This window comes from Mycobacterium rhizamassiliense (assembly GCF_900157375.1).
Classification (GTDB): Bacteria; Actinomycetota; Actinomycetes; order Mycobacteriales; family Mycobacteriaceae; genus Mycobacterium; species Mycobacterium rhizamassiliense.
Map to the genome: position 1 here is coordinate 5,803,443 of NZ_LT721901.1, position 15,412 is coordinate 5,818,854.

Here is a 15,412-nt window from a genome sequence, read left to right on the forward strand (position 1 = left end):
CCCTTCTCCGGCGGCCCCGTTGGCGAATCGGCGATATCGTTGACCAGCCGATATCCCGTCTCGACTGGGACGCTGGTCCAATAAGTAATTACTACGGCTCACGATCGAAGCCATCCCCGCGACCCCGCTTTTTCGCGCTTCCCGGGCGTACCGGGCGCGCGTGCGTGATGATCGATTGGGAGCGCAAGGAAGCGGGGCCGGAGTGACAGGCAAGGTGCTGGCGGCCATCGAGCACGCCCTGGTGCTGGCGGGCTCGATGACGTGGGAAATCCTGTGGGCGCTGATCCTGGGCTTCGCCCTGTCGGCGGTCGTGCAGGCGGTGGTGCGGCGCTCGACGGTGGTGGCGCTGTTGGGCGACGACCGGCCGCGCACCCTTGCGGTGGCGGCGGGCCTCGGTGCGGCGTCGTCGTCGTGCTCGTACGCCGCGGTGGCGTTGGCCCGATCGCTGTTCCGCAAGGGCGCCAACTTCACCGCCGCGATGGCATTCGAGATCGGTTCGACCAACCTGGTGGTGGAGCTGGGCATCATCCTGGCCCTGCTGATGGGCTGGCAGTTCACCGCGGCGGAGTTCGTCGGCGGCCCGCTGATGATCGTGGTGCTGGCGATCCTGTTCCGTCTGTTCGTGCGCTCCCGCCTGGTGGACGCCGCGCGCGAACAGGCCGAGCGGGGCATCGCCGGCTCGATGGAGGGGCATGCCGCGATGGACATGTCCATCAAGGGCGAAGGGTCATTCTGGCAGCGGCTGTTCTCCGCCGAGGGGTACACCTCGGTCTCACACGTGTTCGTCATGGAGTGGCTGGCCATCCTCCGCGACCTGGTGCTGGGCCTGCTGATCGCCGGTGCCATCGCGGCGTGGGTGCCCGAAACGTTCTGGCGCGCCTTCTTTTTGGCTGACCACCCGGGCCTCTCGGCCCTGTGGGGGCCGATCGTGGGGCCCGTGGTGGCGATCGTGTCGTTCGTCTGCTCGATCGGCAACGTGCCGCTGGCGGCGGTGCTGTGGAACGGCGGCATCAGCTTCGGCGGTGTGATCGCCTTCGTCTACGCCGATCTGCTGATCCTGCCGATCCTGAACATCTACCGGAAGTACTACGGCGTCAGGATGATGCTGACCCTGCTGGGGACCTTCTACGTGGCGATGGTCGCGGCCGGCTACGTCATCGAATTCCTTTTCGGCGCAGCGAGTCTCATTCCTGCCCAGCGCAACGCGACCGTGCTGGAAGCGTCGGTCTCGTGGAACTACACGAGCTGGCTCAACATCGCTTTTCTCGTCGTCGCGGCGCTGCTGATCATCCGGTTCGTCACGTCCGGCGGGATGCCGATGCTGCGGATGATGGGCGGCTCACCCGAGGCGTCGGACGGCGACCACCATCACTGACGGCCGATGACCGTGTCCGCGGTGTGGCGTCCGGTCGATCGGGCCGCCTCCCACTTGTCGCCACCGACCATGTCTCGCCAGTTGACGCCGAGGCCATCAAGCGCGTCCTCGATGCAGGCCCATATCGCCTCGAGCGGCTGTGCGCCCGGCACTCGAGCGTTGATCCGGTTCTCCACAGCGGTATTCGGCTCGTGCGGCGCGTCGCCGAACGGGGCGAGCGCGTTGATGGCGTCGATGACACGGCGCCGGCGCTCGGCATACGGCCACGAGGCCACCTCGTCGGGCATGATCGGGCGCCCGAAGATATAGTCCTGCGCCGCATGGCGATACGGGATCTCGAGCTTGCGGTCGACCGGCTGCTGCGGCAGCCCGCCCGCGAAGTACAGCGGCACGATGGGCACCGACGACTCGACCGCCATGTCCAGCAGTGTGGAGGTGAGCCGCTCGACGCGCTGCCCGGAGTGCAGCGCGCGAGTCCCGTCGGCGTGCACCAGCGTCGAGGCCCCGCGGTCGGCGACGTCGGACTTGATGTCGTCCATGAGGCGCAGGAACTGCTGTGGGTTCTGCTGGTCGAAGTACCGGATGGCGGAGAGATGACGGCCCGCCTCCACGTCCAGGAGCCGTAAAAGCTGTCCTATCCAACGGTTTTCGTGTTTGGCGTTGGCGATCGGCATGACCTGCGTGCCGGTCACCCACGACGCGATCGTCGTGCCCAGCAGCGACTCGACCTGCACCTGGTGGTTGCCCAACAGCAATACCGGGCGTCCGCGAATCGCCGACATCGCGGCGGGATCCGTGACGATCACGTGCCGGACGTAGCGTGACAGCAGCGCCCAGTGCAGCAGGTCGCCAAAGCCGTCGCGCGGCAATCGCAGCAGGTCGGCCCACCACCGGCGGACGGGTTGCCAGTTTGTCTGCAGCGACGCGCTGGCGCGACACTGGCCGGGCCGCGCGTCGACCTCGACGGAGACCCGCTGCAGGGGCAGCACCGGACAGTTCGGCAGCCCGTTGATGAACTGAACCTGCGACGGGTGTATCGCGCCGTGGGCCGCGTCGGCGACGGCTTCCTTGGTCGCGATATCGGCAAGCAGCGAATCCCCTTTGCTGTCAACGCGATACACCGCCTGCAGGGTGCCCTTGAACCAGTCCAGCGTCGCCGCGCTGGCCGAATCGAGCGTGACCACCCCGCGGTCCAGCCGTTCGCTCAGCGACATCGCGGGCACCGCCCGCCGCTCCCCCAGGAACGCCAGCCGCTTCGGGCCGCTGGCTTGGGCGAGAGGGCCCTTGGGTAGCAGGATCTCGACGAGGCGGATGTGCGCCCAGGGCTTGCCCCCGGCGCTGAGCCACAGATCGATGATCGGCATCCGGCCGTCGGCGTCGTCGAATCCGGCGAATCGGGTTTGCACATCAACCGTCCCCTGCGCCGGGGTGGGGCCGTAGAAGCGGGCCCACTCCACGCGCCGCGGGAACGCGACCGTCGGATCCGGGGCGTCGGCATACGACGCGACATCCGTACCGTCGGTGGTCCATACGCTCATGGCCGCGTGCGGGACGACGTGCAGCGCGCCGTCGAGCAATCCCGGCTGCAGCCGGCCCGCGGGAACCGCGCACCGGTCCACGGCGAGCGTCCCGGACGAACCGTTGCTGCCGATGCGCGCCCCGTCGAGCAGGCTGGCGAACGCCGGCCCGTGGAACACCGCGCCGTCGTACGGAGTGGCGAAGGCCACCGCGTCGCGCAGCGGAGCCGGCGTCGCCGCCTCCCCCGCGTACCGGTCGGCGGTGACGATCGTCGCGGTCGCATGCGTCTCCCAGCGCGACAGCACCGGATTGGGCGCGTCGCGCCAGGCCTCCAGCCGGCCCGCGAAGCGGCCGTGCTCCGTCGGCTCGACCATCACCCGCACCTGCTTGGGCGAATCGACGACGACCCAGCCGACCACCCGCAGGTCGTTGATCTCCACCACTTTGCCTGTGCCGCAAGCCTTGCCGGCCGCCTGGGCGAAGAGGTCCATGATCGACATCATCGGCAGGGACGGGATGACGTAGGTCGGGCAGTGGTCGGTGATCCAGGTGTCCCGCGCGGGATCGATGACCGTCTCCACCGTCGTTGTCGCCGGAACCGGGGCCGGGACCGGGGCCGCGGGGCCGGGGCCGGGGCTTCGGCAGGCGTCGCGGAGGAGCCGGCCAGGGCAGCGGGTTGACCGCCCGGCGCGTCGCGGGTGATCCGCATGCCGAGGTTGCTCGCGGTGTAGATCCGCTTTCCGTCGACCCACAGCGAGGCCTCGGCGACGGCCAGGATGCCCGGAACGCCGCCCTCGTCGCGCGCGATGCGAGTGATCTCCACCTGCGACGTGATCTGCTTGTTGGTCGGGATGATCTGACCGCGGTACCGCCAGGTGATCGCGTCGCGCTGCGCCACCGGCTCGAAGCGCGCCGACGGCCCGGCCTCTTTGCCCAGCCCGATGTCGAGCATCGCGAATTGCAGCAGCTGCAACAGCATTTCGATGCCGAGCGATCCGGGCTGCACCGGGTCCTGGCAGAAATGGGCCTTGAAGAACCACTCCGCGGGATTGACATCCTTGACGGCGCGCCACCGCCCCAGCCGGGCGCCGCCGTCGGTGGGCCAGCGGCCCGTCACGCGGTCCATCATCAACAACATCGGCTCGGCCAGCCGCGCTCCCGGACCGAAATACCCTTGCGGGCGCTCACCCAACTCCACGATCGGTGCGTCGCAGGCGAGCTCCACCAGCGCACGCTGCTCGTCGCTGACCGGCAGCCCCACCTGGTTCTGCAACGCCTCGCTCTTGAAGTAGCCGAACACGGTGTCGAAGGTGTAGACGAGCCCGGCGTCCGCCTGGATCTCACCGACGAAACTGACGATGATCGTCCCGGCCGCCTTGGCGATGCTCGTCAGCTTGACCTTGGTGCGCAACGTCCCGATCGACGGCGTGATCTCCAGATGCTGGGTGCCGTTGCCGTCCAGGTTGCGGAAATACAGGTCCATGTCGCCGTCGAGTGGGCAGCCGACGTAGCTGGCCAGCCAGCCGCACGGCTGCAGCGCGACTTCCATGAGCACCGCGTTGGGCATCGTCGCCACGCCGTTTGCCCCGAAATACCAAGCGTCGCCGGGGACGTCGTACTCCACGACGACTTCGGCACCCGACTTGACGACCCCGATCTCGCCGACCAACTCGGTGACCCGCGACATGAAGTGATAGGGCGGCCCTGGGAGCCGGGCCACCTTCCGGTGCGAATCGAACTTCTCGAAGAGCGGGCCGAAGGCCAGCGACGGCTTGGCCGTCGCGCTTGCCAGCATCGCCTGGTAATCGAACTTGAAGCCGTCCGCCGCCGCGACGGCCTTGGGCTCGACGTACCCCTCGAGTTCCTTGGCGCCCATGTCCATCGGCCATCCGGGGGTGAGCCGCAAGCCCATCCGGCGGCAGTGGAAGGCGGGCAGGCCGTCGACGGTGCAGAGCAGATCGGCGAACAGCGTGGGCTCGGGCCCGGCGATCACCTCACGCACGAACACCTCGTAGACCAGCTCGCGCGACTGTGGCGTGACCTGCCCGCGGCACACCAGTTTGTAGGTCTCGAACGGCACGGGTTCGAAGCGCCAGCCGTCGCAGCCGATCGTCATGCCGAGGGCGGTCATGTAGATCGCCATCGTCTGCATCGTCGCCTCGTACATCAGCGTTCCGGGCATGCAGGGGTCGTTCTTGAAATGGCCGCCGAAGTACCACTTCTCGGGATTTATGTGTTCGACGGCGCGCAGGTAACCCCGACCCCACGGGCCGCCGGACAGGTCCAGCTGGGTCACCTCGTCGACGAACAGCATGTCGCCGCCCGCGATGCTCGGCGTGCGGGTATGGCTGGCCGCGCGCTCGAAGCCGGCGCCGAACGTGCGCCAGATCTCCCCCGCCGCCATCGCCTCCAGATCGCCGCGCGCAAACGTCGTGCGCGCGGTCTGCGCCGGGGTCGGTTCCATTGGGCCGTCGACGGTTTCATCCTCGGGGCGCCAGAGGATCCCGCCCGAGGCCGCCAGCTCCTCGTCGGAGAAGAACCCGGCCTGCCCGTTGCGCATGGACATCCGCTCGACGCCGTCGATCGTGCAGTCGTAGTGGAAGAAGAACATCCGGATGTCGCCCTGGCGCGCGTGGCCGTCGACGTGGATGTCGAACCGCAGGGTGTCGCCGATCTCGGGCAGGCCACCCAGGTAGGTGACCTCGCAGCCCAGCAGCCGGTACACCCGGTCGCTCTTGTTGACGAAGTCCGCGCCCATCCAGGAGATGAGCATCAAGTCGGCCTGCCCGGCTTCGATCATGACGCCGGCCGGCATCCGCCCCTGATGCAGCCACCACGCGTCGGCGGTGACATCGGTTTCGGTCCACAGGGTTCCGGTCCCGTTCTTGGCCGGCTCGGCGTCGATGCCCAGCAGCCGATCCGCGAGCAGCAACGGGGGTTCGGGCATCCGGACCTGGCGAAGGTAGTCGTCCTGCACGGCGAACGCCGGACCGTAGATCTCCGAAATCTTGCCCGAGGAGTGCACCCGCAGGCCGCCCTTGTCCAGCGTCAGGCCGACCGGTGCGCGCTTGGCCGTGGGCGCAGGCACCACCTTGTCGGCCGGACGGGTCGGCTGGATCGCCCTGCTGGCGCCCGCCGGAAGCGGCTTGTCGATCTCGTTGTTGGCCAACAGTTCCGGGTCCACCGGCGCCGTCGGTTCGGTGGTGGCGGGGAGCTCGACAACCGGCGGCGTCACGGCGCTGTGCGCGCTCGCCTCGGCGGCGGTCGCGACCGCGATCTCCGAGTCCAGGTCGTACACCATCGCCAACGGCTCGGGCGGCGTCTGCGCTATCAGCGCCTCTCCCAGCGGCACGCGCGTCAATGCATCCGCGGCTTTGGGTAGCGGCGGCGGAAGCGGGACGTATGTTGCCATTAACTGCTCCAGATGATCGGTAGTGACGTGTCCGGCGGTGACCGGAGTCAGTTCTTTACGAAGTGCCGGCAGCCGAACCTCGGGCAGGTGAGCCGGGAACGACAGCTGAGAGGACTTACCGGTGCGCGGACGGGCGGTCGGCGCAAAGTGCCCACCGCGCGCACCCGCGTCGACGTGGTGGGGCGACGGTGGCACCAAAACGATGTGTTGTTCCTGGCCGCCGATCCCGGTGAGCGCGACGACGACCGCGCGCTCGTCCGTCGTCCACGGCGTGCCGTCTGGCCACACGCCCAAAAAGCCATAGAGCGCACCGGCGGCGACGTGCAGCAGCCCCGATGCGGCATGAGCGTGACCCAGCAGCGGCGACAGGTTCACCGCGCCGGGCGCGGTGCCCAGGTGCAGGCACTCGCCCCGTGGTTCCTGGTCCGCGGGCAGGGTGGCCAGGATGGTGTCGTTGTCGCGGCGCGCGTCGTCGGCGCGTTTGAGCACGACGACGATGGCCGCGTCGCCGGGCACCTGCTCGCCCGGGCCGAGCAGCGTCCGCGCCGCCGCCTCGTGCACGGATTCGCAGCTGAGGTCCACCGCCCCGACCACCGCGGCGTCGACCTCGCCCCGCCGCAGCGCGCGTGCGGCCAGCTCCAGTGCCGTGGTGCCGGACAGTTCCTCCCGCGACACGGTGAAACTCGGCCCACGCAAGTCGAATTGGCTGTTCAACCGGTTGGCGACGATGTTCGGCATCGCGCCGACCACGCCGGCGGCCGTCCACCCCTGCACGACGTCGTCGCGCGCTATCGCCAGCTGTTCGGGATCGTCGATCTCGTCGGCCAAGCGCCACCGGACTCCGAACCGCGTCACCTCGGCGTCGCAACCCATCCCGACGACGACGCTCGTCGTGTCCGGCGGCAGGCCCTTGATCAGTTCGTCGATGTTGAGGGCCGCACCGAGCAGCGCGAGTTGCTGGGGTTGGGTCTGCTTGAGATCGGTTGGTGGGAAACGTGTCTGGGTGAGGTCGAGGCTCACCTCGGCCATCCGCGCCCGCAGGGTGCCGCTGTCGTCGAAGGTGGGAATCGACTGGCCCGTCATCAGATGCTTGGCGACCGAGGCGGTGTCGTGCCCATCGCCCACCAGCAGGCTCAGCCCGACGATGGCGATGTCGTGCTCGGCCTGGGGGCCGGTCACCGGCCATCGCACCGGGGCGCTGCGCTTTTCGGCGGGCTCGACCCATTCCTCGAGCAGCAGGTGCGCGTTGTTGCCGCCGAAGCCGAAGTTGTTGATCGCGGCGCGGCGCGGGCCCACGCAGACCCAGGGTTCGGCCTCGTTGAGCAGCCGGAACGGCGAGTCGGCGATGAACGGCAGCGGATCGTCGGCGTGCAGCGTCGGGGGGCGCACGCCGGCCCGCATCGCCGCGAGCACCTTGATGGCCCCCGCGGCACCGGAGGCGGTGATCGAGTGTCCCAGATTGGATTTCAGCGATCCGATGGGCACATTCGTCATGCCGGTGAAGATGCACGCCATGCTCATCAGCTCGGTCAGATCGCCGCGGGAGGTTCCGGTCGCATGGCACTCGACGAGTGAGATGTCTTGCGGCTCGAGGTCGGCCATCTCGTACGCGCGCCGCATCGCGCGCTCCTGCCCCTCCTGGGACGGGACGAGCAGACCCCGGCCTCGGCCGTCGTTGCTGAGGCCGATGCCCCGGATGACACCGAGGATGGTCTGGTCGGCGGCGATGGCGTCTTCGAGCCTGCGCAGCACCAGCATCGCCGCGCCCTCGGCGGGCACCAAGCCGTCGGCGCCCTGGTGGAATGGGCGCGACCTGCCGGACCGGCTCAGCGCCTGCAGCGCGCTGAAGCCAACGTGGAGAAGCAAATCGCTGGCGCCGTTGACGCCGCCCGCCATCATCACATCGGCGGTGCGGTCGTGCAGCCGGTCGCATGCCAGCTTGATCGCGTAGATCGAGGAGGCGCACGCGGCATCCAGGGCCGCGGCGCCGCCGGTCAGGCCCAGTGCGTTCGCGACCAGATGGGCGGGCAGTCCCGACATGAAGCGATTGCGCCAATCGATCCCGTGTTCGCTTCCACGCCAGACCTTTTCGGCGAGGTCGGTCATCGACTTCGTCGGGTAGCTCAAATTGCCGAGGACGATGCCGGCCGAGCCGGGCACTTCCCCGGCGCGCCAGCCGGCACTCTCGACGGCTTGCCGGGCCGCCTCGATGGCCCAGACGTACAGCGAATCCAGCCCATCGAGTTCGGCGGCGCCCAGCAGGAGCCCGCTGGCATCGAAGATGTCCTCGAAGCCGCGCACGTGTCCGCCGCGTTCGGACCAGGTGTGGTCGAAGTAGGGCGCGTTCTGCTGGTCCCGCAACACCTGCGCGATCGATACGCCCCAGTGGTCCGGCCGCGGCGACCCGAGCACGTCGCGGCCGTCGTGCACCGTCGCCCACAGCTCGCCGGGGCTCAGGCCACCGGGAAGTACGCAGCCCTGGCCCACGATCGCAATGGGCTCAAACTTCAAGGCGACTCCCCGGCATCTTCGGATCAGTCGCCGTAGGGGTACAACTCGAGCCGCTTGAGGCTGGCCACCACGAGGTTGTCGGCGTCGACGAGGTCGAGGTCGCAGCTGGCCCGGCTGCTCTTGGCGTCGCCGTTGGAGAGCACGCAGCGCAGGCCGCGGCCGAGCGCGCCGCCCCGGTACCGGACCACTTCGCCCACCCGCAGCGGCAGCACCTTGCGACCGAGCTGTTCGAAGCTCCACACCAGCGCCACCTGCAGGCAGCCGTCAAGCGCCGCGGCGTCGGTGGCCCAGTCGTCGCCCGGCCAGCCCGCCGCGGTCAGGCCGTACAGGGACGCCGTCGCGCTCGCCGCCTGGCAGTCCACACCCTCGATGACCTGGAAGGCCGGGCCGTGGAACAGCGAGCCGTTGGTGTAGCAGGTGTCGCGAGTCAGCTGGCTGCCGCCCGCGGGCGCAACCTCGGTGGTTGGCGCAATCGTTGCGCCCCAACTCATTTCGACGGTCGCGGAGTAGTAGGCGACCGCTCCCGAGTGATCGGACAACGTGCATGTCAGCCGGTCCGGGTCGCCGTCTACCGGCGCGCAGCGCACCTGCAGGAGGTCACCGTGTCGGTCGAAGTCGTGCAGTGTCACACCGCGCAGCACCCTGAGGTCGCGAAGACGGTCCACGTGGTATCCCGGGCGGCAGGCTTCGGCCATCCGCACGAACCACTCCAGCGCCTGCACCACCGGGAGCACGACGTTGCCCTGGACGCGGTGGTCGGTCAGATACGGCTGCCGCGTCGCGTGGGCGGTCACCGAGGCGATCCGGCCCTCGGCGGGTATCGGATGCGTTGGCAGGCCCGCCAATACGCCGTCGCCCAGCGTCACCTCGGGGCCGGCGGTCTCCGCGTCCAGCACGTCCGAGACGAAGGCCCGTGCGCCGTCGGCGAGCGGGATCAGCGAGATGCCGCGCGACTCGAACATCGCCTTGAGGGCGGGTGTCACCATGCCGGAGTCCCACGGCCCCCAGCCCAGCGCCCGGACGAGGCAGGCCGGACCGCGGCGGGCCTGCTCAGCCAGCGCCACCTTGTTGAGGATCTCGTTGGCCATGGCGTAATCGCTCTGGCCGACGTTGCCGCTGCGGGCGGCCACCGACGAAAACAGGCAGACGATCGTCAGGGCGTCACCGGCGGTCGCGTCCAAAAGTGCGCACAGCCCACCGACTTTGGTCTCGAAGACGCGGTCGAATCCGTCGAGCGTCTTCTTGTGCAACGGCGCATCCGCCAAGACGCCGGCACCGTGCACCAGCCCCGTGATGGGTCCGAAGTCGGCTCGCACACCGTCCAGCAACGCACCGAGCTGCGCGGCGTCGCGCACGTCGGCCGCGGCATAGCGAACCCGGGAGCCGGCGGCGGCGAGGTCGGCGAGTGTCGCGCGCACCTCGCGGTCGGCCAGGATGCGCCGCACCTGCTGTTCCAGCAGTTTCGGCGTGAGCTTCTGGCCGTCGGCGGCTGCGCTCGCGAGCAGTGCCTTCTTGAGCTCGGCATCCGTCGTCAGCCCGCGGGCCGCGGCCGGCTCCTCGGCGAGCTCGGTCCGTCCGAGCAGAACGAAACTGGCCTGCGTCTGCTTCGCCAGGGCGATCACCGATGCGGCGGTGACGCCACGGGCCCCGCCGGAAACGACGATCACGTCGCGGTTGTCGATGCGACGCACGTGTGCGGCCGGCTGCTGCGGACCGGCGACGACGGTGACGCGACCGTGCGTGCTGCCCAGGCCGACTTCCAGTTCGGCCCCGCCGGCCAGCAATTCGTGGGCCAGGTGCTCGGCAACCGCACTCGGTGAATGCTGTTGCGCCGCAATGTCGATCGTCTTGACCTGGGCGGCGGGCCATTCTTGTGCGGCGGTCTTGGCGAGGGCGCCGATGCCGCCGGCCCAGGCGCGCGGCCCGGGGTCGGCGAGCAGCCCGAAGGTGCCGCCGGTGTCCTGAACGGTGACGAAGACGCCGCCGCGTTCTTGGAATTTCGCCGCGACGCGTTGTGCGTCCGCGAAGACCACCCGGTTGACGGCCAGCGTCTCTGCTCGGCCGGACGTCGCCGCCAGGCCACCGAGGTGAATCACCGCTTCGGCGTCGGCGCTGGCCTCGGTAACGACCGAAGGCCGGATGCCGTTCGTGCGCAGGATCGCGGCCAACGCGTCGGCGACGACGGCGTCCTGGCTTGCGACGATCTGGACGTCAGCGGCGCCGTAGAGGCCCGGCATTCCCATCCCGCTGGCCGGAGCAGCCACCGCGTGCACCGCGTAGCGGGCGATCGCTGCTCCGGCTAACTCAAAAGGGAGGCGACCACCTGCCGGGCTGCCGTTGGGCGACGCTGGCAGCGGCGGCGACCCGTTCGGGGGCGGCGCAGACAGCAGGCTCTGTAGGTAGTCGATGATCTCCTGCAAGGTGACCAACGAACCCATCGTGGCCGTATCCACCTCCGGCAGAGCCGGATTCCGCTCCTGAACCGCCGACAAAATCTCGACCCGCTTGATCGAGTCGATCCCCAGATCAGCCTCCAACGCCATCGACAGATCCAGCATCTCCACCGGATAACCCGTCTTATCGGCCACCACATCCAACATCTGCGACACCAACTCGCCAGACGCCGGAGCGACTGCCACCGGCGCCACCGCAACACCATTCGACGGGGCGTGACCATTCGTCGCCACCGGCGCGTGACCGTTGGTGTGCACCGGAGCCATCAAGCCCTGCAGGTAGTCGATGATCTCCTGCAGCGTCACCAACGAACCCATCGTCGCCGTATCCACCTCAGGCAACGCCGGATTGCGCTCCTGAACCGCCGACAAAATCTCGACCCGCTTGATCGAGTCGATCCCCAGATCAGCCTCCAACGCCATCGACAGATCCAGCATCTCCACCGGATAACCCGTCTTATCGGCCACCACATCCAACATCTGCGACACCAACTCGCCAGACACCGCAGCGACCGCAACAGGCGCCACCGCAACACCATTCGACGGCGCGTGACCATTCGTCGCCACCGGCGCGTGACCGTTGGTGTGCACCGGAGCCGCCGGCGGGGCGGGCAGGACCGAGGTGCCGTTGGTCATCGCCGGAGGCGCGACGGGCGCCGCGGGAACGACAAGCGCAACAGGCGCGGCGGGCGGTGCGGCGACCGCGGTCGCGGACACCATGCTCTGCAGGACCCCTTGCAGGCAACCGATGGACTCCTGCAAAGCGCCTACCGCGGCGATCATTGCGGTCACCGTCTCGGCATTCATGGCCGGCACGGCCGCGGGCGCGGCAACGGGCCGGGCCACACCGTTACCGGCGTGAGCACCATTGCCGTTGAGCGCGACCGGCACTGGCGCCGGAGGCATCGCGGGACGGGGCAACGGGGGCGGCGCCGGACGCTCGGCGGCGGATGCCGTCCCGTTAACGTGGGGTACAGCCGGAAGTGCTTCGGATGGCGCCAATTTGGACTCCGATTCGGTCCTGTGTCCGTTGGTGTGGCCACTGTGGTTGGGAGATGTAGCGTTATCGGCCGGCCGCTGCACGGGTTCGTCGTTGAACTGCGGCCTTCCATAGTTGGATCCGTTGATCTTCAAGGTCAGCTTCGGCTGCTCGCGCTCGCGCGGGTCGTCGCCGGGGCGGAAATCGGCCCACAGGCTCTCGAAATTCATCGGGACGCCGGCAGCCGCGAGTTGAGCGAGCCCCATCCACAGCGACCGAATGCCGTTCCTGCCCTTGGCATCCAGGGCCACCGCAGAATGCTCCCGCCCGCCAAGGCATTTGCCGACGAGGTTCGTCAGCACGCCGCCGGGGCCGACCTCGATGAACGTGCGCGCGCCGGCCTGCCACATCGCCTGGATCTGCTCGGCGAACCGGACGGGCTGGGCGATCTGGTTGGCAAGCGTCGTCCGCATCGCGCCGGCGTCGGAGCCGTACGGCTGGGCCGTCGCGTTGGCGTACACCGGCACCTCGGGCGCACCGAACGGGACGTTCGCCAGGAACGAGTCGAACGGCACCGCCGCCGAGCTGACGATCTCGGAATGGAATGCGGTGGCCACGTCGAGCCGCCGCGCCTTCATGCCCACCGCGTTGAATCGCGGTGCCGCGTCGTCGATGGCCGCGCTCTCACCCGAGAGCACCACCTGGTCGGGGGCGTTGTGGTTCGCGATGACGACCGAAAGGCCCCATTCGTCGATGAGCTTGCGGACCTGCTCGGCGGGTGCGGCGACCGCACACATCGCCCCGTCGCTGCTGGCCGCCGCCTGGGCCATCAGCACTCCGCGCGCCCGCGCGATCCGCAGCGCGACCTCTTCGCTGAAGACGCCGGCGGCGCAGAGCGCGCTGACTTCGCCGAAGCTGTGTCCTCCGACGGCAACCGGCGCGATGCCCAGGCCGCGAATCACGGACAACAGGCTCAGGCTGTGGGCGCCGATGCCGGGCTGCGCCCACTCGGTCTTCGTCAACTCGGCGCCCTGCAGGGCCCGCGCGTCGTCGGAGAACGCCGTCTTCGGCCACACCACCTGGTGCAGGTCGCGGTCGGCGTTCAGGTGCTCGGCACGAGAGAGCTCCCACGGCGACAATGCGGCCTCGTGCAGCTGCGGGATGTCCGCACCCATGCCGACGTACTGGCTACCCTGCCCAGGAAACAGCAGCGCGACCGGCCCGGGCTTGCGCGCCGAGTAGTAATACCCCTTCGGCGAACTGAAAGATGCTGCCAGATCGGGAGTTTGGAGCTTCGCCGCCGCTTCGTCGAGCATGGTGCGCAGGGTCGCGACGCTGTCGGCGACGACAGACAGGCGGTGCGGCTGCGCGGCGTCGTACGCCGATTGCGTGCTGCGGGCGACGTAGGCCAGCATGTCGTCGCTGTCGACCAGCGAGGCGGACAGCCGAGTGGCCTCGCTGGCGAGGGCGGCGGCCGAGGACGCGCCCAGCAGTACCATTTCGGAATCCCACGACCGGTAGCGCCACGCGCGCTTTCCGCTGCCCGTGTACTCCTCGACCGTGACGTGGAAGTTGGTGCCGCCGAAGCCGAACGAGCTCACGGAGGCACGCCGCGGAACTCCGCTCTCGGGCAGCCACGGCTTAGTCTGCGTCGAGAGGTAGAAGGGCGACTTGTCGATCTCGAGGCCGGCGTTCGGCTGATCGATCTTGATGGTTGGCGGCAAGAGCTTGTGGTGCAGGGCCATCACGGTTTTGAACATGCCGCAGGCCCCCGCCGCCCCCTTGGTGTGGCCGACCTGCGACTTGACCGAGCCGAGCGCGCACCACTGCCGGTCGGCACGCCCCGAGGCGTCGAAGACCTCACGCAGCGCGGTGAACTCGGCTACGTCGCCGGCTTTCGTGCCGGTGCCGTGCGCCTCGACGAGGCCGACGGTCTCGGGGCCGTAGCCGGCCGCCTCGTACGCGCGGCGCAGCGCTTTGGCCTGACCCGCCGGGCTCGGCGCGTAGATGCTCTTCGCCCGGCCGTCGGACGAAGTACCGATGCCGCGGATCACCGCGTAGATCCGATCGCCATCGCGTTCGGCGTCGTCGAGACGCTTGAGCGCGAGCATGGACAGCCCCTCGCCCAGCATCGTGCCGTCCGACTGATCGGAGAACGGGCGGCAGTCGCCACTCGGCGACAGCGCGGTCACCTTGGCGAAGCACATGAACATGAAGATGTCGTTGAAGGCGTCGACTCCGCCGGCGATCACCATGTCCGACTCGCCGAGGTACAGCTCGTGCAGGCCCACCTCGAGCGCGGCCAGGGAGCTCGCGCACGCGGCGTCGATGACGCAGTTCGTGCCGCCGAGGTCGAAGCGGTTGGCGATCCGCCCGGCGATGACGTTGCCGAGCAGCCCGGGGAACGTGTTCTCTTGCCACGGCGTGTAGCTGGAAGCCACCCGCTCGCTGAATGCCTCGAGCTCCTGCTCGGAAAGACCGGCGGCCCGCAGCCCGCGCTCCCAGACCGGCCGGTGCAGGCGGCCACTTATATAAGTAATTAATTCCGTACCGCCGGAGGCGCCGAGTACTACGCTGACGCGTTCTCGATCCATGTGAGAAAAGTCACCATCGGCGGCGTCTTCCAATACTTGTTGGGCGACTCTCAGCGCAAGTAGTTGGGCGGTATCGGTGGCGGGCAGAACATTCGGCGGAATTCCGAAATCCATTGGTGAGAAATCGACCTCGGGCAAAAATCCGCCACGGGTGGCATATACCTTGTCGGGCGCGGACGGAGATGGGTCGTAAAAGTCCTCAGCGCGCCAGTGCGACTCGGGAACCTCGGAGAATAGGTCGACGCCCTCGACGATGTTGCGCCAAAAGCGGGTGGCTTCGGGAGATCCAGGAAATAGCGCGCTTACTCCCACAACCGCAACAGGAGGATGCTTCGATTCCACTGAATCTCCTTTGCACGGGTTTGCGGATCAACCCCGTCTGTTGACCTGCGTCGCATCGAAAGGCTGATCGTCGAGGATTTGGCATCGTTGACCAGCCGAGACAGCTCAAGCGCTCGCCTGGACGCTATCAGAACGACGACTCATGTACTGACGAATTGTCAATACCGATGGATTGACTCTGAGGCGATCGTTGACCTGCGGGTTTGCTGATCCCCGCTGGCGGTTCGC

4 protein-coding genes are annotated in these 15,412 nt (G+C 68.6%); 1 reads left to right on the top strand and 3 read right to left on the bottom strand.

Translation table 11 applies throughout. The features are described from left to right. The first annotated feature begins 202 nt into the window (after positions 1 to 202). Positions 203 to 1,375, top strand: coding sequence for a permease (locus MRAB57_RS27400; protein ID WP_077090135.1), 1,173 nt, complete (start codon positions 203 to 205; stop codon positions 1,373 to 1,375). Here MRAB57_RS27400 and MRAB57_RS27405 read toward each other — a convergent pair. The 3 genes from MRAB57_RS27405 to MRAB57_RS27415 are packed head-to-tail and all read right to left on the bottom strand — an operon-like array spanning position 1,369 to position 15,184. Then, a complete protein-coding gene (locus MRAB57_RS27405; RefSeq protein WP_077090136.1) occupies positions 1,369 to 3,474 on the bottom strand; it encodes a polyketide synthase dehydratase domain-containing protein in 2,106 nt (701 codons plus the stop codon). The two genes, MRAB57_RS27400 and MRAB57_RS27405, sit on opposite strands and share 7 nt — an antisense overlap. Further along, positions 3,393 to 8,816, bottom strand: coding sequence for a beta-ketoacyl synthase N-terminal-like domain-containing protein (locus MRAB57_RS27410; RefSeq protein ID WP_077090137.1), 5,424 nt, complete (start codon positions 8,814 to 8,816; stop codon positions 3,393 to 3,395). Before MRAB57_RS27410 ends, MRAB57_RS27405 begins: the two co-directional genes overlap by 82 nt. A 23-nt stretch (positions 8,817 to 8,839) precedes the next feature. Beyond that, positions 8,840 to 15,184, bottom strand: coding sequence for a type I polyketide synthase (locus tag MRAB57_RS27415; protein WP_083743549.1), 6,345 nt, complete (start codon positions 15,182 to 15,184; stop codon positions 8,840 to 8,842). Positions 15,185 to 15,412: the final 228 nt, after the last annotated feature.